The following is a 19,155-nucleotide window of genomic DNA, read 5'->3' as shown; positions in this document are numbered from 1 at the left end:
AGAGGGTTGTCATGGAATTAGAAGAACAGGTGATGGGTATCATCATCAACGCCGGCCAGTCGCGTAGCCTGTGCTACGAAGCGTTGAGCTGCGCTAAAGCGGGGGATTTCACCGCCGCCGACGAAAAAATGAAAGAAGCGGCGCATTTCGCCCGCGAGGCGCATCGGGTGCAGACCCAGCTGATTGAGGCCGACGAGGGAGAGGGTAAAACCAAAATGACCCTGGTGATGGTTCACGCTCAGGATCATCTGATGACCTCAATTCTGGCGAAAGAGCTGATCGGCGAACTGATCGCCATTTACCGCTCGCGACCGCTGCACGCGTAGAGTTCCTCCTCTCCAGGGGAGAGGAGGTGACGTAGCCCGGGTAAGGCGTTTACGCCGCGACCCGGGAAAACGGTAAATTTTCATGTCATCTGGCTGACTTCCCGGCTCGCGCTGCGCTTAGCCGGGCTACCTGGACTGCATGCGTAGCCTCCTCCCGGAGAAAACCGGCTGGCCTCGGGAAACCGTCTACCACGATTAAGGACAACCATGCTACATCTCGGTTTAGACATCGGCGGCACCAAAATGGAAGCCGTCCTGCTCAACGCGGCGGGCGAATGCGTCTATCGCCAGCGCCGTCCGACACATAAAGAGAGCTACGACGCGTTTATGCAGCAGCTGCTCGGGCTGATTGAGAGCGTCCGCGCCTGGAGCGAGCGTCCGTTTACCCTCGGTATCGGCCTGCCGGGGGCTATCGACCCGCAAAGCGGCCTGATTAAAAACTGTAACTGTCTGGTGCTTAACGGCCACGACCTACGCCACGACCTGATGCGGGAGCTCGGTCAACCGGTATGGATGGCGAACGATGCCGACTGCTTCACCCTCTCTGAGGCGGTGGACGGCGCGGGCGCCGGGGCGACGACCGTATTCGGCGTCATCATCGGCACCGGCTGCGGCGGCGGCGTCGCGGTGAACCAACGGCTGCTCAGCGGGCCTAACGCCATCGCTGGCGAATGGGGACACAATCCCCTGCCGGGCTACCGCCCCGAGCGCGACGGCCCGGCACAGCCCTGCTACTGCGGAAAAGAGAACTGCATCGAAAGCTTTATTTCCGGCACCGGCTTTGCCCGCCGCTACGGCGCGCAGGCGCGATCCGAAGCGATTATCGCCGCCGCGCAAAACGGCGATCCCCTGGCGCTGGCCCACTGGCGGCATTTTATCGACGCTTTCGCCCGCAGCCTGGCGTCGGTAATCAATATCCTCGATCCGCAGGTGATTGTGCTGGGCGGCGGGCTCTCCAACGTCGGGCAAATCTATGAGCAGCTGCCGTCGGCAATCGTCCCGTATCTCTTCTCCGATAGCTGCCGGACGCAGATCAAACAGGCCCGCTTCGGCGACGCCAGCGGCGTGCGCGGCGCGGCCTGGCTACCGGTTCTGGACAGCGCTGAAGGCCGCCGGCGGTAGACACTTTTTTCAGCAGGTATGCTAAGCTAGGCGAAAATATTCAGACAGAAAATGCCATGCCAACCATTGATGATGTTTCAAGATTAGCGAATGTCTCCCGAGCGACGGTATCCCGCGTGCTGACCGGCACCAGGGGCGTGCGCGAAGAGAGCCGGGAAGCGGTTCTGCGCGCGGTAGAAGAACTTAACTACCGCCCGAGCTTTGCCGCGCAAAACCTCGCCAGTCAGACATCCAATCACGTGGGGCTGGTGATCCCGGCGAACGATGACAGCAGCGGCGCGCGCCTGCTGCCGATGCTCTCATTAGCGCTAAAGGGGCTGAATAAAAACCTGATTGTTCAGTACGTGACGGATGCGGCGGAACAGGCGGCGGTGGTTGACGATTTACAGCGCCAGTGCGTGGCGGTGGTGGTGCTCGGCGCCGTCCCGGCGGAGGCGCCGCGCAACGTGATCTCCTTTGACCGTTTCAGCATTGCCGGAGTCAATAATCAGGGCTACGACTACGCTTTCGCCACCGAAAGCGCCTGCCGCTACGTGATCGGCAAGGGCCATCGCAATATCGCGCTGCTCGTTGATAACGACAGCGATGACGCCAGCCGCCAGATGCTCGAAGGCTATCGCAACGTTCTGCAAAACTACTCCATCCCTTTTAACCGGCAGCTGATGCTGGCGGCCAACGATAACGTTGAACAGGCGCTGCTGACGCTGATTAACAGCTTCAGCAAATACTCGGTGATTATCGTGAAACGGGACCGCTACGCCGCCGAAGCGATGCGCCTGCTGCGCGAGTTCAACGTTGCCGTACCGCAGGAGGTCTCGCTGCTGAGCCTGGAGGATTCCCCCCTCGCCTCGCTGCTCAATCCGCCGCTCACCTGTATTTCCTGGCCGCTGGAGCAGCTGATGGAGAACTGCCTGCAGCGTATTCGTAACCTGATTGACGAGCGCCCCACCTTCTCCGCCGAAGGGCGTACGCTAGCGGGGCGCCTGATCCCGCGCCAGTCGGTGGCCGATCTCTCCTGATTCTAGCGTCCGGCCTTCCGCGTGGCCGGGCCTTTCCTCTCGCGCCGCTGGTTCCCACGCTAATCATTCGCCTCACATCTAAATAAGAATTATTTTCATTTATAAATAGCGTGTGCTATATAACATAGCAATGGCTATAAATGATGATTAATTAATCGCAACGTTGTGAGGGACCTTATGCTGCACCTGCCCCCCCTGAAGCATCTGATGTTTGCCGCCACGCTGGCGCTGTTGGCCGTCGCCCCCGTCCAGGCAAAAGAGAAATTTAAAGTGATCACCACCTTCACGGTAATCGCCGACATGGCGCAAAACGTCGCGGGCGACGCCGCCGACGTCAGCTCCATCACCAAACCGGGAGCCGAGATCCACGAATATCAGCCAACGCCCGGCGATATCAAACGCGCGCAGGGCGCGCAGCTGATCCTCGCCAACGGACTGAATCTTGAACTGTGGTTCGCCCGCTTTTATCAGCACCTGAACGGCGTGCCGGAAGTGGTGGTCAGCAACGGCATTCAGCCGATGGGCATCAGCGAGGGGCCGTATAACGGTAAGCCCAACCCGCACGCGTGGATGTCGGCGGACAACGCGCTGATCTATGTCGATAACATTCGCGACGCGCTGGTGAAGTACGATCCTGAAAATGCCGACGCCTATCGCCATAACGCTGAGACCTACAAAGAGAAGATTCGCCACACCATGACGCCGCTGAAGGCGGAACTGGCGAAACTGCCGCAGGACAAGCGCTGGCTGGTAACCAGCGAGGGGGCGTTCTCCTATCTGGCCCGCGATAACGGCCTGCAGGAGCTCTATCTGTGGCCGATCAACGCCGACCAGCAGGGCACTCCGCAGCAGGTGCGGAAAACCATCGACACCATGAAGAAAGCGCATATCCCGACTATCTTTAGCGAAAGCACCATTTCCGATAAACCGGCGCGTCAGGTGGCAAGAGAAGCAGGCGCCCACTACGGCGGTGTCCTGTACGTCGACTCCCTGAGCGCCGCCGATGGCCCGGTGCCGACCTACCTCGACCTGCTGCGCGTCACCACCCAAACCATCGTCCAGGGCATCAACGACGGACTAAGGAAACAGGCATGAGTAACGAGCTGCCGGGCCTCGCGGTCAACAACGTCAGCGTGACCTATCGCAACGGTCATACCGCCCTGCGCGACGCCTCGTTCCGCGTGCCGCGCAGTTCCATCGCCGCGCTGGTTGGGGTGAACGGTTCGGGCAAATCAACGCTGTTTAAAGCGCTGATGGGCTTTGTGCGCGTCGGTAAGGGCGATATCGCGATCCTCGGCCAGCCGGTTAACCGCGCCCTGCGCCAGAACCTTGTCGCCTACGTTCCGCAGGCGGAAGAGGTGGACTGGTCTTTCCCGGTGCTGGTGGAAGATGTGGTGATGATGGGGCGCTACGGCCATATGGGCTGGCTGCGGCGGGCTAAAGCGCGCGACCATGAGATTGTCGATGCCGCCCTGGCGCGGGTCGGCATGAGCGAGTACCGGCAGCGCCAGATCGGCGAGCTCTCCGGCGGGCAGAAAAAGCGCGTGTTTCTGGCCCGCGCTATCGCTCAGCAGGGGAAAGTCATTCTGCTGGATGAGCCCTTCACCGGCGTCGACGTACAGACCGAAGCGCGCATCATCGAACTGCTGCGGGAGCTGCGCGACGAAGGCTGCACCATGCTGGTTTCCACCCATAACCTCGGCTCGGTGAGCGAGTTCTGCGACTACACGGTGATGGTCAAAGGCACCGTGCTGGCCAGCGGCCCGACTGAAAGCACTTTTACCGCCGAAAACCTCGAACTGGCGTTTAGCGGCGTGCTGCGCCACGTGGTGCTGAGCGGCGCGGAAGAGCGGATTATTACCGACGATGAGCGGCCGTTTATCAGCCGTCGGGCGGCGGGAGGCGAAAGATGAGCTGGCTGCTGGAGCCGTTTGGTTATCAATATATGCTGAACGCGATGTGGGTGTCGGCGCTGGTGGGCGGAGTGTGCGCGTTTCTCTCCTGCTACCTGATGCTCAAGGGCTGGTCGCTGATTGGCGACGCCCTCTCCCACTCTATCGTGCCGGGCGTGGCGGGCGCTTATATGCTCGGCCTGCCCTTCGCGCTGGGGGCGTTTCTTTCCGGCGGGCTGGCGGCGGGCAGCATGCTGTTTCTTAATCAGCGTTCGAAGCTGAAGGAAGACGCGATTATCGGCCTGATCTTCTCCTCTTTTTTCGGTATCGGCCTGTTTATGGTGTCGCTGAACCCGACCTCGGTGAATATCCAGACCATTATTCTCGGCAATATTCTGGCCATCGCCCCGGAGGATATTATCCAGCTGGCGGCCATTGGCTTTATTTCGATGGCGATTCTGCTGCTGAAGTGGAAAGACCTGATGGTGACCTTTTTCGATGAGAATCACGCCCGCTCGATTGGCCTCAATACCAGCGGGCTGAAGCTGCTGTTCTTTACCCTGCTGGCGGCCTGTACCGTGGCGGCGCTGCAAACCGTCGGCGCGTTTCTGGTGATTTGCCTGGTGGTGACGCCCGGCGCTACCGCCTGGCTGTTGACCGACCGCTTCCCGCGCCTGCTGGCCATCGCCGTGGCGATTGGCAGCCTGACCAGCTTTTTCGGCGCCTGGCTGAGCTACTATCTGGACGGAGCGACCGGCGGAATTATCGTCGTCGCCCAGACGCTGCTGTTTTTAACCGCGTTCGTTTTCGCGCCGAAGCACGGCCTGCTCGCCAGCCGTCGTCGCGCCAGGGAGGCCTCATGCTGAGCGCGCTGCTTGAACCTTTCCAGTTCTCTTTTATGGTCAACGCCATGCTGGTGGCGGTGATCGTTGCCGTCCCCTGCGCGCTGCTGTCGGTGTTTTTGGTGCTAAAAGGCTGGGCGCTGATGGGTGACGCCATGAGCCACGCGGTTTTCCCGGGGGTGGTGGTGGCGTATATCCTCGGTATCCCCTTCGCCATCGGCGCGTTTATCGCCGGGTTGTTCTGCGCCATCGCCACCGGTTATCTCGACGATAACAGCCGTATTAAGCGCGATACGATCATGGGCATCGTGTTTTCCGGGATGTTTGGCGCGGGCCTGGTGCTGTACGTGTCGATTCAGTCGGAGGTGCATCTCGATCATATTCTGTTTGGCGATATGCTGGGTATTTCCGCCAGCGATATTGTACAAACGTCGCTGATCGCGCTGGCGATTGCGCTGATTATCGGCCTGAAGTGGCGCGATTTTCTGCTGCACGCCTTTGATCCGCAGCAGGCGAAGGCCAGCGGATTGCGCTGCGGGCTGCTGCATTATGGGCTGCTGTGCATGATTGCGCTGACCATCGTGGCGACGCTGAAAGCGGTGGGGATCATTTTGTCGATTTCGCTGCTGATAGCGCCGGGGGCTATTGCGCTGCTGCTGACGCGGCGTTTTGTCAGCGCCCTGCTGCTGGCGGTGGCGATAGCGTTAAGCTGTTCGCTGGGCGGCGTGTGGCTGTCGTTTTATCTCGACAGCGCCCCGGCGCCGACCATCGTGGTGCTGTTTACCGTTCTGTTCGTTATCGCGTTTGTCTGGACCTCGGTTCGCGATAGCCAAACCACAGCCCATTCCGGCGAGGCCCCGGGTCGCGGCTGACGCCTTACCCGGGCTACCTTGACGGGCATTATTCCCGGAGGCGGCGCGTTGCGCCTGTCCGGGCTACCTCTCCCCCAGGACGTAGCCCGGACAGATGCGCAGCATCGCCTCCGGGGGAAATTCGCTATTTTTTAGGCCGGTACTTTTCCGGCAGTTCCGGCACCGGACGTTTGTCATCGATCAGATGGCGAATCGTCAGGATCGGGTGCCGCCAGAGCATCCGCGGCCCCGCCCAGCGCATAATCCGCTTCATCTCTTCGCGTTTCGCGGGCTGGTAGCAGTGCACCGGGCACTGCTTGCAGGCGGGCTTCTCTTCGCCAAAGACGCATTTATCCAGCCGCTTGTCGGCATAGTCGTTAAGCGCCTGATAGTGTTCGCCGTCGTCGCGGGCATCCGGGCAGCGGCGCTGGTAGAGCGTTATCATGCTGCTAATGGTCTTTTTTTCCCGCGCAATACGTTTGCCCGCCATCGCCTGTTCCCCCCGAAAAGATGCATTCATAATACACATTCATAGAGGGCGATGCAGCCCCATACTCCCTGAGGATTATGCCGGTTTATCCACGTGCCCCAGCGCTTTTTCCGGGAAGCATACGTCGCGCACCCGGCGCTTGAGTTCCGCCGCGTCGGGGAAACCGCCATCCTGCTTGCGCTCCCAGATTTGCACATCATCAACGGCCACCACGAAGATCCCGCCGGTTCCCGGAATCAGCGTGACCGAGGCGATGTCGGTGCTAAAGCTGTGCAGCAGTTCCTGGGCCATCCACGTGGCGCGCAGCATCCAGTTGCACTGCGAACAGTAGGTAATGGTAATCGCGGCTTTGTGGCTCATCGGCGTCTCGCTGTCGGTCAAAGGGCAAATTGTAAACAACTTGCAGATTAATTGAAGAATACATGATTATTTTGTTGCAAACGATAATACCTATCATTACCATTCGCAATCAATAAGCATGGAGAAAAAACGTCCAGTAACGGAATAACCGGACACACCTGCACTCTGGAAGTAACGCGTGAGCCAATACTAATAATGATTAAGGCGTGGCTACTATGTATAACTCCACTCAATCAACAGCATGGTTCAAGAAAAGCCTGCTGGTGACTTCTTTGCTTACAGCAATTTATCAAACTTCCGCCGGGGCGGCTGATACCACCGCGAAAACCACCAGCAGCGCATCTTCTGATGACAGCTCGGAACGGATGACCGTTACCGCGCCGGCGCCGTTGCTGAAAGCGGGCAGCGAACATTCGATCAGCGCTCAGGAGCTGCAGGATAAAGGGGCCAACGACTTTGGCTCCATCATGCGCTACGAGCCGCTCATTAGCGCCACCGGCGCCAGCGGCGGTTCCGGCAACGGCAAAAGCGGCTTCGACCGCGGCGGCTATACCGGCTACAACATACGCGGCATGGAGAGCAACCGCGTCGGGATCGACGTCGACGGCATCGCCCAGCCGAACGCCACCGGGCGCAGCTACGCCAGCCGCGCGGGCCTCAATACGTTCGGTATGGGCCGCGACTACATTGACCCCTACATGTACGGCAGCATCGATATTCAGTCCGGGGCGACCTCAACCGATACCGCCAACAGCGCCATCGGCGGCAACGTCTCTTTCCGTCCGAAGTCCGCGGATGACTACCTGCATCCGGGCAAAACCAGCGCCTTCGGCTACCGCAGCGGCTACGACTCATCCGATCGCAGCTGGCACAACGGCGTCACCGTTGCCGGCGGCGATGAAACCCTGCGCGGGATCTTCGTCTACAGCCGTCGCGACGGCCAGGAAACGGAAAACAACAGCGGGACCGTTGATTCATACCCGGCAAACTGGCACTCCAACGCCTTTATGGCCTCGGGGATCTGGCAGCCGAATGACGAACATAAGCTCACCAGCACCTTCGATTATTACCATAAAACGAACCACACGCATTATGACGCCTGGGACTCCAGCGGCAACAGCGTTATCGGCACGTCAAACCAGACCAGCCAGACCCGCCGCTGGGGCCTGAGCCTGAAAGACGACTGGACGCCGATGAACGACTATATCGACAGCGTATCGACCAAGGTCTACTACCAGCATACCGAGGCCCATGATTGGACATACATGCCGGACAGCGTCACCCGCGCGATGCAAACGGTGAGCTCCGACTACGATACCGACACCTGGGGCATTCAGAGCGCGCTGGCGAAATCGATAGGCCGCCACGATTTGAGCGCCGGTTTTAACGCCAGCACGACGAAAACCCAGCGCCCGTTAACCCAGTCGCCAACCCCGAGCGCCTTTAGCCAGATCATGCAGCCGGACGCCGACAGCCGCGGCTATATCGTCGCCGGCTTCCTGCAGGACAAAATTAACTTCGACCTCGACGAGCATAACTTTGCGGTTATCCCGGGCATTCGCGTGATGCATCAGTCGACCAGGCCGGAGAACGTCTCCGATCTGGCCAACAACAGCAGCGTGCTGACCGGTTCCGACGTGTCAAATCTGTACGGTAAGAACGCTGATACCCAGGCGCTGCCGTCGCTGGTCTTGCAGTACGATATCACCCCGCGCCTGATGACTTATCTGCAGTATCAGCGCGGCGCGCAGTTCCCGAACGCCAGCCAGCTGTACGGTTCGTGGAACCTCGGCTCCAGCTACGCCGGACGCGCCCAGTATGCGCTGATCGGCAACACCGATCTGAAAACCGAAACCAGCGATAACGTTGAGTGGGGGATGAAGGGCGAAGTGGCGGAAGGCATCACTATGCGCACCGCGCTGTTCTACAACACCTATAAAAACTTTATCGCCTATACCCGCTACACCCGCGCCAATAATCCGGTGCAGTTCACTAACGTACCGTCGAACATCTACACCATTTACCAGGCGGAAAACCGCGATAAAGCGTACATCTACGGCGGCGAAATCAGCGCTAAATTCAACTTTGGCACCTGGTTTGAAGAGGTTAACGGCCTGAGCGCCACCCTCGCCTACGGCTATAGCGAAGGGCAATCGAAATCGAGCTACAGCGGCGATAAGTACGTCGACCTCGATAGCGTCGCGCCAATGAAGGCCATCGTCGGCGTGGCGTGGGACGATCCGGCAAAAGTGTACGGCACCGCGCTGACCGCCACCTTTGTTAAGGGCAAGCGCGCCACCGCCACCAGCCGTGAAAGCTATACCAACACCGGCTCCGCGATTACCGATTCGACCAGCGAATATATGCGCGTTCCGGGCTACGGCATGCTGGACTGGACCGCGTACTGGCAGGTCGCGAAGAACGTGCGCGTCAACGGCGGCGTATACAACATTACCGATCGTAAATACTGGGATTATCTGAGCAGCCGCAATATCGAAATGTCCACCAATCAGGACGCCAACGACCGGGCGCTGGCGGTGATGCCTGGCCGCACCTGGCAACTGGGCGTTAACGTCGATTTCTGACCGGCTAATAATAAGAAACCTGCTCCCCGGCCGCGAGCCGGGGAAACTCATCGTAGAGAAGGATGTGAATTATGCACAACACCCAACCGCAACATACCCCGCTGTGGCAGCGCTATCTGGCCACGAAAGCGCAATCTTCCGCGAAATACGCCCGCGATATCGCCGCCGAAATGGGGATTAGCGAAGCCGAACTGACCGAAGCCCGCCAGGGCTACGATGCCGTACGTCTGCAGGACGACGCCCGCGCCATTCTGACGGCGCTGGAAGCCGTGGGGGAAACCAAATGCATCTGCCGCAACGAATATGCGGTGCATGAGCAGGTCGGCGAATTTACCCATCAGCATCTGAGCGGCCACGCCGGGCTGGTGCTCAATCCGCGCGCCCTCGACCTGCGCCTGTTTCTCAGCCAGTGGGCCAGCGCTTTTCACCTGAGCGACAACGGTCGCCAGAGCATTCAGTTCTTCGATCCGCACGGCGACGCGCTGCTCAAGGTTTACACCACCGGAAATACCGACATGGCGGCCTGGGATGCGCTGATTGCCGCGCATACGCAGCAATCGCCTGCCCCGCTGGCGATTCGCCCGGCCGATCCGCTGAAATATGCCGATGCCGCCGACGGCGAGGCGCTGGAAAACGAATGGCGCGCCATGACCGACGTTCACCAGTTCTTCGGCCTGCTGAGAAAATATAACCTGTCGCGCCAGCAGGCTTTCCGCCTGGTCAGCGACGATCTCGCCTGCCGCATTGACACCCAGACGCTGCCGGGCCTGCTGGAAACCATCCGCCAGGATGGCAACGAGATCATGATCTTCGTCGGCAACCGCGGTTGCGTACAGATCTTCACCGGCGCGCTGGAAAAGGTCGCCCCGATGCGCGGCTGGCTGAATATCTTCAACGCCGCGTTTACCCTGCATCTGCGCGAGGAGAGCGTGGATGAGATCTGGGTGACCCGCAAACCGACCTCCGACGGCCACGTCACCAGCGTCGAGCTGTTCGCCAAAGACGGCACGCAGATCGCGCAGCTGTACGGCCAACGCAGCGAAGGCCACCCGGAGCAGGCGCAGTGGCGTGCGCAGGTCGATGGTTTGACCACCGAAGGGCTACTGGCATGAAGCGCTGGCTGATATTACTTGCGGCGTTTCCACTGTTGGCCAGCGCCGCCGCCGAGCGGATTGTGTCGCTCGGCGGCGACGTCACGGAGGTGATTTACGCCCTCGACGCCCAGCGGCAGCTGGTGGCGAAAGACAGCACCAGCACCTGGCCTGCCGCCGCGCAGAGCCTGCCGGATGTGGGCTATATCCGCCAGCTGAACGCCGAGGGGATCCTCTCCCTGCGCCCGACGCTGGTGCTGGCCAGCGCCCAGGCGCAGCCCTCGCTGGTGCTGAAAAAGGTTGAAGAGAATAAGGTTAAGGTGATCAACGTACCGGGCGGCTACGACCTGCCGGCAATCGAGGCAAAAATTGCCGTGATTGCCGACGCCCTTGGTAAGCAGAGCGAAGGTAACGCCCTGCGCCAGAAGGTTCATCAGCAGATCGCGCAAATTCCTTCGCAGCCGGTGAACAAGCGGGTGCTGTTTATTCTCAGCCACGGCGGCATGAATACCATGGTGGCCGGGAAACAAACCGCGGCGGATGGCGCAATCAGGGCGGCCGGGCTGCAGAATGCCATGCAGAGCTTCGACCATTATCGCAGCATGTCGCAGGAGGGCGTTATCGCCAGTAAACCGGACCTGGTGGTGATCTCCGCCGATGGGCTGAAAGGCATGGGCGGCGAAGCCGGGCTCTGGAAGCTGCCGGGGCTGGCGCAGACGCCTTCGGGACGCCATAAGCAGGTACTGGTGATCGATGATATGGCCCTGCTCGGCTTTGGCCCGCGCACCCCGCAGGAAGTGCTCGCGCTGCGGCAAAAAGCGGAGCAGTTGCCCTGATGCGCTCCCACCCTGCCCGTCATCTGTGGTTAATGACGCTGCTGCTGATTGTCCTGACGCTGCTCGCCACGACCCTGGGCGCGATGCGCCTGCCGTTGACCAGCCTGCTGCCCGCCGGCGATGAGATCCTGAGGAACATCTGGCTGACCATTCGCCTGCCGCGAGTGCTGCTGGCGCTGCTGGTCGGCGCCGCGCTGGCGCTCTCCGGCTGCGTGATGCAGGGGCTGTTTCGCAACCCCCTCGCCGATCCGGGACTGTTAGGGATCAGCGGCGGCGCGGCGCTGGCGGTGGCCTGCTGGCTGGTGCTGCCCCTGTCGCTGCCGGCGCTCTTGGCGCTGTACGCGCCGATGCTGGCGGCGTTTATCGGCAGCACGGCGGTGATGGTGGTGATTTTTATCCTCAGCCGGGCGGGAGACGCCTCGCTGTCGCGCCTGCTGCTGGTCGGCATCGCCATTAACGCCCTCTGCGGCGCGCTGGTCGGGGTACTGGCGTGGATCAGCAACGATACTCAACTGCGCCAGCTTTCGCTGTGGGGTATGGGTAGCCTCGGGCAGGCGGAATGGTCGACGCTGCTGGTGGCGGCCACGTTGATGATCCCGGCCTCCCTCGTGGTGTGGGCGATGGCTTCGCGGCTTAACCTGCTGCAGTTGGGCGATGAAGAGGCGCACTATCTCGGCGTCAACGTTCGCGCCCTGCAGCGTCTACTGCTGCTGTGCAGCGCATTGCTGGTAGCGTCGGCGGTGGCCATCAGCGGCATTATCGGCTTTATCGGCCTGGTCGTGCCGCATTTGATGCGGATGTGGCTGGGGCCGGACCATCGCGGCCTGGTTCCCGGTTCGCTGCTGTGCGGCGCGATTCTACTGCTGCTGGCCGACACGCTGGCGCGCACCGTTGCCGCTCCCGCGGAGATGCCGGTCGGGCTGTTGACCAGCGTGCTTGGCGCGCCGTGGTTTCTGTGGCTGATTTTTCGTCGGGAGAAAGAGACGCATGGATAATCGCTATAGCGCGCGTTCGCTGACGCTGCGTCTGGGTCACCGGCAGATCGTTAACGATGTCTCGCTCCAGCTCCGCGGCGGCGAGATGGCGGCGCTGATTGGCCCCAACGGCGCCGGTAAGTCGACCCTGCTGCGCCTGTTGACCGGTTTTTTAACCCCCGACGCCGGCGAACGACTGGTGGAAGGCCGCCCGCTGGAAAGCTGGTCAGCAGAAGCGCTTTCCCGCCGCCGGGCGGTGATGCTGCAGCGCACCCAGCTGCACGCCGACTGGCCGATCGAAACGGTTATCGCCATGGGCCGCTCGCCGTGGGGCGGCGCGCCAAACGAGGAGATAATCCGCCGGGTGATGAAGGAGACCGGCTGCGACCATCTGGCCGGGAGACGCTACCCTTCCCTCTCCGGCGGCGAACAGCAGCGGGTGCAGCTGGCCCGCTGTCTGGCGCAGCTGTGGCGCGATGGCGCGCCCGAGGGCTGGCTGTTTCTCGATGAGCCTACCTCGGCGCTGGATCTCTATTATCAGCAACATCTGCTGCGTCTGCTCAAACGCCTGACCCGCAGCAGCCGGCTGCACGTCTGCGTCGTACTGCACGACCTGAACCTCGCGGCGCTGTGGGCAGACCGGATTCTGCTGCTGCATCAGGGGAAACTGGTGGCGCAGGGCACGCCGCAGGAGGTGATTCAGCAGCCGATCGTCAGCCGCTGGTACGGCGCGGAGGTCAGCGTGGGCGAACATCCCGATACGTCCGTTCCGCAGGTCTATCTGGCGCCGTGAGTCGATGACATTATTCTGCCGGGCGGTGGCCTACCAAAACGTTACTTTCTGAACGGCGAAGCCGATATTGCTACCGGCTTCGCTGCGATTGCTAAATTAGAAGATCTGCCGATACAGCGTTTTAATCTCCTCCAGATTGGTGTCACGCGGGTTGCCGCCGGTGCACACGTCCGCGAGCGCCGCCGCCGCAAGCGCGTCAATATCCTCTTCTTTCATACCGACATCGCGCAGACGCGCCGGGATATTGACGTCGCGATTCAGCTGCGCCACCGCCTCTATCGCCGCCTGACGCGCTTCGGCAATCGGCATCGTTGCCGCCGACTTGTTACCAAGCGCAACCGCGATGTCGCGATACTTCTCGCCGGTATATTCGGCGTTATAGGCCATGATATGCGGCAACAGCACCGCGTTAGCCACGCCGTGCGGCGTACCGTAAAATGCGCCCAGCGGGTGGGCCATACCGTGGACCAGCCCCAGACCAACGTTAGAGAAGCCCATCCCGGCAATATATTGCCCCAGCGCCATTCCTTCCGCACCCTGCGCGTCGCCCTGTACCGAAGCGCGCAGCGAGCGGCCAATCACCTCAATGGCCTTCAGATGCAGCATGTCGGTGAGTTCCCATGCGCCTTTGGTTATGTAACCTTCGATCGCATGGGTCAGCGCATCGACGCCGGTCGCCGCTTTCAGGCTGGCTGGCATGCTGGCCATCATTTCGGCGTCAATAATCGCCACCAGCGGGATATCGTGCGGGTCATAGCAAACAAATTTGCGGCGGTTCTGAACATCGGTAATCACGTAGTTGATGGTCACTTCCGCCGCCGTACCGGCGGTGGTTGGGATCGCGATCATCGGTACGGCGGCGTTTTTGGTATCGGCCCCGCCTTCGAGACTGCGAACGTCGGCGAACTCGGGGTTATTAATAATAATGCCTATCGCTTTACAGGTATCCTGCGGTGAACCGCCGCCGATGGCGATCAGGTAATCGGCGCCCGACTGCTTAAACGTCTCTACGCCCTGCTGCACAACCTCAATGGTGGGGTTCGGAACAACGTCATCAAAAATGCTGTAAGGCAGCCCGGCTCCGTCGAGAATAGCCAGGACTTTTGTCGCAACGTTAAAACGGATCAGATCCTTATCAGTGACCACCAGCGCTTTTTTGAAGCCGCGTTTTTTGACTTCATCGACAATACAGCTAATCGAGCCGGGGCCAAAATAAGAGGTTTCGTTTAAAATCATTCTGTAAGCCATGCGTGCTTCCCTCAATCTGAGTGTTTGATAACCATAATATTTAGCCCTACAGTAACGTGACTGACGTAGCCGTTTTATTATTTAATATCAAATAACGCCCTAATTGCCCTGCACGCAATCGCAGTTAATTAACCCATCGCACAGTTGTCATCAAGTTTGTCCAGCATACTGGACATCATCATCCGCAAATTTAATGAGATTGCTAAACCTCACCACAATATAAGCTGGCGAAGAACATTAACTCACGGTAAATATTATTGAAGTTGATCACATTATTTTTCTTCTACCGCCAGTATTCGTTCGTATGGCAAAAAAGCCGTTTATGCCGGGACGAAAAATGAACAGGATAGCGTCGTACGGCCGAAGTCAATATTTCATGACCACACTCTGCGATTATTCTGCACATCTGTTGCTTACCACTCAGCCTTATCCGTACGCTCCCGACGTACGCCGTCGCAGATTGCATACCGCAAATTTAACGCTTAGTTAACAAAAAGGTCATTTACTCAACAAAAGCGGCTATCCCCGGTGCTGGCCACCGCTTAAAAACATCGCATAAGAATTATCTGTCATTATGGATAATTGCTTATCGCCCTACGGATAGCGCAAGGGATTTTTTAAGAGCTGGGAAATTTTCATTATTAAGAATATTCTCTGTTATTTGCGAGATATTAATTCTCAAAATTCATAAAAAATTAGAAAAAACGCCTAAGAGATCTATATTTATTGCAAACATCATAGCCTCTTGTTAGTATGACTATTAGTCAATATTTTTATTATAAAAATACCATTTATGATGCTTATTAACTTTTATTCTGTTCACCTGACCATACTTTTCCAACGGCAGTAGCAAATGTCTGACTTTATATATTGACATTTCGCACCTGTCCGCTAATTCCCGAGTAAGCAACCCCTCAGGTCCATGTTCTTTTAAAACATAAAGAATATACTCCTGCTCTGGTACAACGACCCCGGAGAATTTATTGATGCCCATTGAGCTCATCAATGAGCGCAAACTCTCAACTGCGGTTACAGAATTTTGATTTGAATGTGGGGTACAGGATGAAAATGAAATCTTCATGAGTCAGCTCCTTCTGTCATTCAGTACCCGGCAGTATGGATTGCCCCCACGAAAACGGCAACATTAGCTTTAAATTTCAACTTAAACAGTACATTTATCTGAAATTCACTTTTTTTTTATGATAAAAACCCTGATATAAAGAGTGAATTTTTAATTCCGTGCGGAGATAAAAATGCGGTTCGATATAGAGGGATTTATTACATTTGATACTGAGGAAGCATCCCTGGTCAATCTGTTGACCGGTGATTGTATTGAACTCTCTGCGACTTCCACTCGCCTCCTAACCAATCTGTTACAATACCGAGGGGATATTATTTCTCGCGTTGATATTTTTCAGTCGGTGTTTGAAAAATATGGCGCCAGGCCCTCAAATAGCAATCTTAACCAATACATCTCAACGCTGCGGCGTAGTCTTGCCGATCTCGGCATTGAGAAAAATGTGATTATTACGGTACCGCGAATCGGCTTTAAGATTTCTGAGGAAGTCATTATCACCAGCGATAATGATTATTCATCCTCCTTCACTCTGCCGATTCTTACCGCCGACCTTCCCCAGCGAAGTTTACTATGGCAGCACCGCAAAGCGGCCATTTTTTTTATCCTGTCGTTGATAGGTTTTCTGCTGCTTTTACCTTTTTTTATGTATAAAAAACAGCCTACTACGTTAGTTTTCACCCAGGATAAATGTACTATTTATGGCTCTGGCGCTCAGCGCGCGCGCGAAATCCTCAGCAATAAAAAGCTGTTCCCCTCTGGGCTTGATTGTTCGACGCCTAAGAAAATCTACCTTTTCAACCGACAATTAAATCAGCCACAAGGCTTAGGTATTTATATGGATATATTCATCCTCAAATGTGATATGAAGGACCAGCAGTGCCACAGTTACTACTATAAGGAAATAAAAAATGCGTAAATACGCTATAATATTCCTCGCCACTGCCCTGACGCTGGTAGTCGCTGCGTTCCTCTATATAGATATCCGCAGCCATGACACCTTTTCCTGTAAATCACAGTACGACCTCACAGAGGATATAAATGAGAATATTCTCCGCTCACAGGGTTTGCTATCCGCTCAGCTTGCTAATAACCGTCTTTTAATCAGTCTTGAGGGATTGCTCACCAGCAATGGCGATAAATACATTGTCTCCCGCACCATTGCTATCACATTAAAAAGAACCACTGCGACCAGTCATCTCTTTTATATCATTGATTCGCAAATCACTCGCCATCACGCTGACAATACGCCTGAAAATATCGCCCGGCAAAATCTCTTTGGCAACCAAAGTAATGATCGAATCATCTATATCAATCACGTTAATGATGATACTATTTTATTCGGTAATCAAACGTTCCCACAATATGGTTGCCAGCGTCAGAATACAATCATTGATTGAGATTCATCTCATTAATTTTAATTATGCTGATATCATGACGATACATTTACTACCGACCTTAGGCAGCATCGCGAATATCATTGATATGATTAACCCCCGGCTCAATCTGCACCATGTCAGAACAGCGTTTATTGCATCGCATCTGGCTAAGTTAGTCGATTTTTCTGCGGCCCAGCGGCGTAAAACCATTCTGGCGGCGCTCATCCATGATGTCGGAGGATTAAATGAAAAATCGCGTCTTGAACCGCTTAACTATATTGATAACGAACACAACCATCATGCGCTCATCGGCAGCGAATTACTTAGCCGCATTCCGCTGTTTCGTCCGCTCAACAAAATCGTTCGCTATCACCATACCCACTGGCGCAACGGTCTCGGGCATTATAGTGAAGGCGAGCGGGTGCCCGAAGAGAGCCATTTGTTATTCTTTGCGGACCGTCTGGATGTTCTGTATTGCCAGCACCGTACCGAACACATCCCATTATTAAGCAAAAAGCTGGTCGACATCGCCGCCGCCGGCGCCCCCATTCTCTATAAGCAAGAGTATATTCAGGCCTTCCGAATCCTCTCCGCCGATGACCATTTCTGGTCGGTCATGGCTTCCACCGACTATCGCGATTACATTAAAGCAATCTCCGGCGTGCATAACGACACACTCTCTTTGCACAACCTTCGCGACATTGCCGAGCTGGTCTCTTTTATTATCGATCAGTTCAGCCAGCAGACGCCTTGGCACTCCGCGGCCATCGGCCATATTGCCGGTTATCTGGCAACAAAAATGGAGATGAGCGCCACGCAAGCGCTAAAAGTAGAGATTGGCGGATTACTGCATAATATTTCCTGTCTGGATCACAGCCCGCCGCCAAAGCGCGTGGGTTTATCGGATAAAGCCCAGCGTTATTTTTATCCCATTGAAGGTATTGATGATATTTCTGAGTGGCTGGTCATGCAAAATGATCCCGCGTCGGCGCAATGGCATAATAAAACTCTGCAACCGGAAGCCATGCTTATCGCGGTAAGCCGACGGGTGGTCCATGCGCTCAATGGGCCAAAAGCGGAAGAGAAATCGCTGGCGCAGTTAATTAAAAATAATCCGGGAGAGGAAATTCCCCCGTTGATGCTGGCCCTGATTGCGCAATATTCTTCACAGATTATTCAGATCCACCGTGCTACCGCGGGCGAAATAAAAAAGTTAGTGAATCGCATTGCGCAACTCACTCACTCTGTTTAAAGGCTAACCCGGCCTGATCGCACGACTCAGGCGCTCAATCCGCCGTCCAGAACCAGGGTTTGCCCGGTCATATATTGACTCCCCTCACCGATTAAAAACGCCACCGCCTGCAGCACATCGTGGGTTTCGCCCAACCTGCGCAGCGGTATCGCCTGGCGCATCTCTTTTAATTTTTGCGCGGGTATCTCTTCGAGCATTTCGGTGCGAATCAGGCCCGGCGCCAGGCAGTTGACGCGAATGCCGAAGCGCCCAACCTCCAGCGCCAGCGAGCGCGCTATGCCGCTCATCGCCGCTTTACTCGCGGCATACGCCGTCTGGCCGACGTTGCCCTTTACCGCGCTGACCGACGACATCATCACGATGGAGCCGCGCCGCTGCATCAGCATCGCCGGCAGCAGCACCCGGTTCCAGTTAAGCATTGAGATCACATTGGTGTCCAAAACCTCGCGCCAGAGCGCGGCGTTCTGGCGAATATGCAGGCCGTCGCGAGCGATCCCGGCATTGTGGATAATCGCTTCCGGCGCCCCCCGCTCGGCCAGCAGCGTCTGCGCAAGCTGCGCCACCCGCGATTCGTCGTTGCCGTCGCAGGCGTATCCCCGCACCCGGTGGCTTGAATTTTCACACTCCGCCAGGGTGGCGTTCATCGCCTCCTCATCGCGTCCGGTAAATACCACGTTCCAGCTTTGCGCCAGACCTGTGACCAGCGCCCGACCGATGCCGCGGCTGCCTCCGGTAATCAGTATCCATTTTTGTGCCATATTAGCTGCCTGACTCTTTACTGATGTGCTGGCAGAGTTCGCCAAGAGTTATCCCTGGATTGTGAATAAACCAGTCCGCTTCCAGGGTAATGTTGAATTCACGCTTTGCCAGCACCATCAGTTCGACGTAGTCGAGGCTGTCCAACTTCAGCCGAACCAGCGGCGTATTCTCCTCCACCTCATCGGGCTCAAGGTCTTTCGCGTCGCAAATCATTTCGCATACTTTTTGCAGAACATCATCATAGGCAATCATAAATTATCC

Annotated in this window: 21 protein-coding genes; 15 read left to right on the top strand and 6 right to left on the bottom strand. The window is 57.1% G+C overall.

Features of this window, described 5'->3' with window-relative positions; translation table 11 throughout:
• Positions 1-11: 11 nt before the first annotated feature.
• The 7 genes from CMQ96_RS13785 (at position 12) to sitD (ending at position 6,073) form a co-directional block, all read left to right on the top strand.
• Positions 12-326, top strand: a complete 315-nt coding sequence (locus CMQ96_RS13785; RefSeq protein WP_004134302.1) for a PTS lactose/cellobiose transporter subunit IIA — start codon at positions 12-14, stop codon at positions 324-326.
• A 207-nt stretch (positions 327-533) separates the two neighbouring features.
• Positions 534-1,448 carry an ROK family protein gene (locus CMQ96_RS13780; protein WP_024358457.1) on the top strand — a complete coding sequence of 305 codons (915 nt, stop codon included), beginning with the start codon at positions 534-536 and terminating at the stop codon, positions 1,446-1,448.
• Between the two features lie 56 nt (positions 1,449-1,504).
• Positions 1,505-2,467 carry a LacI family DNA-binding transcriptional regulator gene (locus tag CMQ96_RS13775; protein ID WP_024358458.1) on the top strand — a complete coding sequence of 321 codons (963 nt, stop codon included), beginning with the start codon at positions 1,505-1,507 and terminating at the stop codon, positions 2,465-2,467.
• A gap of 177 nt (positions 2,468-2,644) precedes the next feature.
• On the top strand, positions 2,645-3,562 hold the full coding sequence (locus CMQ96_RS13770) for a metal ABC transporter substrate-binding protein (RefSeq protein WP_024358459.1): 918 nt from the start codon (positions 2,645-2,647) through the stop codon (positions 3,560-3,562).
• Positions 3,559-4,380: a manganese/iron ABC transporter ATP-binding protein gene (locus tag CMQ96_RS13765; RefSeq protein WP_004132184.1), complete on the top strand. Its 822-nt coding sequence runs from the start codon at positions 3,559-3,561 to the stop codon at positions 4,378-4,380. The genes CMQ96_RS13770 and CMQ96_RS13765 overlap by 4 nt, the downstream gene beginning before the upstream one ends.
• A complete protein-coding gene (sitC, locus tag CMQ96_RS13760) occupies positions 4,377-5,225 on the top strand; it encodes an iron/manganese ABC transporter permease subunit SitC (protein WP_004132182.1) in 849 nt (282 codons plus the stop codon). The genes CMQ96_RS13765 and sitC overlap by 4 nt, the downstream gene beginning before the upstream one ends.
• Entirely contained in the window at positions 5,219-6,073 is an 855-nt protein-coding gene (sitD, locus tag CMQ96_RS13755; protein WP_098066925.1) for an iron/manganese ABC transporter permease subunit SitD, read from the top strand. The genes sitC and sitD overlap by 7 nt, the downstream gene beginning before the upstream one ends.
• Positions 6,074-6,197: 124 nt before the next feature.
• On the opposite strand, the gene CMQ96_RS13750 is transcribed toward sitD, so the two are convergent.
• Both CMQ96_RS13750 and CMQ96_RS13745 read right to left on the bottom strand, forming a co-directional pair.
• On the bottom strand, positions 6,198-6,542 hold the full coding sequence (locus CMQ96_RS13750; RefSeq protein ID WP_024358461.1) for a nitrous oxide-stimulated promoter family protein: 345 nt from the start codon (positions 6,540-6,542) through the stop codon (positions 6,198-6,200).
• 75 nt (positions 6,543-6,617) lie between these two features.
• Entirely contained in the window at positions 6,618-6,902 is a 285-nt protein-coding gene (locus CMQ96_RS13745; RefSeq protein WP_049130262.1) for a SelT/SelW/SelH family protein, read from the bottom strand.
• Positions 6,903-7,117: 215 nt separating this feature from the next.
• On the opposite strand from CMQ96_RS13745, the gene CMQ96_RS13740 reads away from it, so the two are divergent.
• The 5 genes from CMQ96_RS13740 to CMQ96_RS13720 all read left to right on the top strand — a co-directional run bounded on the left by CMQ96_RS13740 (position 7,118) and on the right by CMQ96_RS13720 (position 13,181).
• The gene (locus tag CMQ96_RS13740; protein ID WP_004137401.1) at positions 7,118-9,487 is read left to right on the top strand and encodes a TonB-dependent receptor domain-containing protein; all 2,370 of its coding nucleotides are present in this window, start codon (positions 7,118-7,120) and stop codon (positions 9,485-9,487) included.
• Between the two features lie 71 nt (positions 9,488-9,558).
• The gene (locus CMQ96_RS13735) at positions 9,559-10,599 is read left to right on the top strand and encodes a hemin-degrading factor (protein ID WP_024358463.1); all 1,041 of its coding nucleotides are present in this window, start codon (positions 9,559-9,561) and stop codon (positions 10,597-10,599) included.
• Positions 10,596-11,414: a hemin ABC transporter substrate-binding protein gene (locus CMQ96_RS13730; protein WP_098066924.1), complete on the top strand. Its 819-nt coding sequence runs from the start codon at positions 10,596-10,598 to the stop codon at positions 11,412-11,414. The genes CMQ96_RS13735 and CMQ96_RS13730 overlap by 4 nt, the downstream gene beginning before the upstream one ends.
• The gene (locus CMQ96_RS13725) at positions 11,414-12,409 is read left to right on the top strand and encodes an iron ABC transporter permease (protein WP_049099304.1); all 996 of its coding nucleotides are present in this window, start codon (positions 11,414-11,416) and stop codon (positions 12,407-12,409) included. Before CMQ96_RS13730 ends, CMQ96_RS13725 begins: the two co-directional genes overlap by 1 nt.
• Positions 12,402-13,181 (top strand): heme ABC transporter ATP-binding protein, encoded by a 780-nt coding sequence (locus CMQ96_RS13720; protein ID WP_024358466.1) that lies wholly within the window; start codon positions 12,402-12,404, stop codon positions 13,179-13,181. Before CMQ96_RS13725 ends, CMQ96_RS13720 begins: the two co-directional genes overlap by 8 nt.
• A 96-nt stretch (positions 13,182-13,277) precedes the next feature.
• Here the strand turns inward: CMQ96_RS13720 and fucO are convergent, their stop codons facing one another.
• Together fucO and CMQ96_RS13710 are read right to left on the bottom strand one after the other, a co-directional pair.
• A complete protein-coding gene (gene fucO / locus CMQ96_RS13715) occupies positions 13,278-14,429 on the bottom strand; it encodes a lactaldehyde reductase (RefSeq protein ID WP_004137392.1) in 1,152 nt (383 codons plus the stop codon).
• Positions 14,430-15,189: 760 nt separating this feature from the next.
• Entirely contained in the window at positions 15,190-15,510 is a 321-nt protein-coding gene (locus CMQ96_RS13710; RefSeq protein ID WP_004137390.1) for a FaeA/PapI family transcriptional regulator, read from the bottom strand.
• Between the two features lie 172 nt (positions 15,511-15,682).
• On the opposite strand from CMQ96_RS13710, the gene CMQ96_RS13705 reads away from it, so the two are divergent.
• The 3 genes from CMQ96_RS13705 to CMQ96_RS13695 are packed head-to-tail and all read left to right on the top strand — an operon-like array spanning position 15,683 to position 18,135.
• Positions 15,683-16,423: a winged helix-turn-helix domain-containing protein gene (locus CMQ96_RS13705; RefSeq protein ID WP_098066923.1), complete on the top strand. Its 741-nt coding sequence runs from the start codon at positions 15,683-15,685 to the stop codon at positions 16,421-16,423.
• Entirely contained in the window at positions 16,416-16,904 is a 489-nt protein-coding gene (locus tag CMQ96_RS13700; protein ID WP_004137386.1) for a FidL-like protein, read from the top strand. The genes CMQ96_RS13705 and CMQ96_RS13700 overlap by 8 nt, the downstream gene beginning before the upstream one ends.
• Positions 16,870-18,135: an HD domain-containing protein gene (locus CMQ96_RS13695; protein WP_098066922.1), complete on the top strand. Its 1,266-nt coding sequence runs from the start codon at positions 16,870-16,872 to the stop codon at positions 18,133-18,135. The genes CMQ96_RS13700 and CMQ96_RS13695 overlap by 35 nt, the downstream gene beginning before the upstream one ends.
• 26 nt (positions 18,136-18,161) lie before the next feature.
• Here the strand turns inward: CMQ96_RS13695 and CMQ96_RS13690 are convergent, their stop codons facing one another.
• Positions 18,162-18,893 (bottom strand): SDR family NAD(P)-dependent oxidoreductase, encoded by a 732-nt coding sequence (locus tag CMQ96_RS13690; protein ID WP_004137381.1) that lies wholly within the window; start codon positions 18,891-18,893, stop codon positions 18,162-18,164.
• A gap of 1 nt (position 18,894) precedes the next feature.
• Positions 18,895-19,146, bottom strand: coding sequence for an acyl carrier protein (locus CMQ96_RS13685; protein ID WP_004137379.1), 252 nt, complete (start codon positions 19,144-19,146; stop codon positions 18,895-18,897).
• Positions 19,147-19,155 lie beyond the last annotated feature (9 nt).

The sequence above is a fragment of the Klebsiella sp. MBT K-1 genome, assembly GCF_002556465.1.
Taxonomy (GTDB): Bacteria; Pseudomonadota; Gammaproteobacteria; order Enterobacterales; family Enterobacteriaceae; genus Klebsiella; species Klebsiella grimontii.
This window is presented reverse-complemented; position numbering and strand designations above follow the sequence as displayed.

Excerpts from the sequence above, each read along its gene's own strand:
- CMQ96_RS13785 (WP_004134302.1), top strand. The coding sequence starts at position 12 with ATGGAATTAGAAGAACAGGTGATGGGTATCATCATCAACGCCGGCCAG.
- fucO (WP_004137392.1), bottom strand. The coding sequence starts at position 14,429 with ATGGCTTACAGAATGATTTTAAACGAAACCTCTTATTTTGGCCCCGGC.
- CMQ96_RS13765 (WP_004132184.1), top strand. The coding sequence starts at position 3,559 with ATGAGTAACGAGCTGCCGGGCCTCGCGGTCAACAACGTCAGCGTGACC.
- CMQ96_RS13685 (WP_004137379.1), bottom strand. The coding sequence starts at position 19,146 with ATGATTGCCTATGATGATGTTCTGCAAAAAGTATGCGAAATGATTTGC.
- CMQ96_RS13730 (WP_098066924.1), top strand. The coding sequence starts at position 10,596 with ATGAAGCGCTGGCTGATATTACTTGCGGCGTTTCCACTGTTGGCCAGC.
- sitD (WP_098066925.1), top strand. The coding sequence starts at position 5,219 with ATGCTGAGCGCGCTGCTTGAACCTTTCCAGTTCTCTTTTATGGTCAAC.
- CMQ96_RS13750 (WP_024358461.1), bottom strand. The coding sequence starts at position 6,542 with ATGGCGGGCAAACGTATTGCGCGGGAAAAAAAGACCATTAGCAGCATG.
- CMQ96_RS13720 (WP_024358466.1), top strand. The coding sequence starts at position 12,402 with ATGGATAATCGCTATAGCGCGCGTTCGCTGACGCTGCGTCTGGGTCAC.
- CMQ96_RS13710 (WP_004137390.1), bottom strand. The coding sequence starts at position 15,510 with ATGAAGATTTCATTTTCATCCTGTACCCCACATTCAAATCAAAATTCT.
- CMQ96_RS13695 (WP_098066922.1), top strand. The coding sequence starts at position 16,870 with ATGGTTGCCAGCGTCAGAATACAATCATTGATTGAGATTCATCTCATT.
- CMQ96_RS13740 (WP_004137401.1), top strand. The coding sequence starts at position 7,118 with ATGTATAACTCCACTCAATCAACAGCATGGTTCAAGAAAAGCCTGCTG.
- CMQ96_RS13780 (WP_024358457.1), top strand. The coding sequence starts at position 534 with ATGCTACATCTCGGTTTAGACATCGGCGGCACCAAAATGGAAGCCGTC.
- CMQ96_RS13770 (WP_024358459.1), top strand. The coding sequence starts at position 2,645 with ATGCTGCACCTGCCCCCCCTGAAGCATCTGATGTTTGCCGCCACGCTG.
- CMQ96_RS13725 (WP_049099304.1), top strand. The coding sequence starts at position 11,414 with ATGCGCTCCCACCCTGCCCGTCATCTGTGGTTAATGACGCTGCTGCTG.
- CMQ96_RS13745 (WP_049130262.1), bottom strand. The coding sequence starts at position 6,902 with ATGAGCCACAAAGCCGCGATTACCATTACCTACTGTTCGCAGTGCAAC.
- CMQ96_RS13735 (WP_024358463.1), top strand. The coding sequence starts at position 9,559 with ATGCACAACACCCAACCGCAACATACCCCGCTGTGGCAGCGCTATCTG.
- sitC (WP_004132182.1), top strand. The coding sequence starts at position 4,377 with ATGAGCTGGCTGCTGGAGCCGTTTGGTTATCAATATATGCTGAACGCG.
- CMQ96_RS13775 (WP_024358458.1), top strand. The coding sequence starts at position 1,505 with ATGCCAACCATTGATGATGTTTCAAGATTAGCGAATGTCTCCCGAGCG.
- CMQ96_RS13690 (WP_004137381.1), bottom strand. The coding sequence starts at position 18,893 with ATGGCACAAAAATGGATACTGATTACCGGAGGCAGCCGCGGCATCGGT.
- CMQ96_RS13705 (WP_098066923.1), top strand. The coding sequence starts at position 15,683 with ATGCGGTTCGATATAGAGGGATTTATTACATTTGATACTGAGGAAGCA.
- CMQ96_RS13700 (WP_004137386.1), top strand. The coding sequence starts at position 16,416 with ATGCGTAAATACGCTATAATATTCCTCGCCACTGCCCTGACGCTGGTA.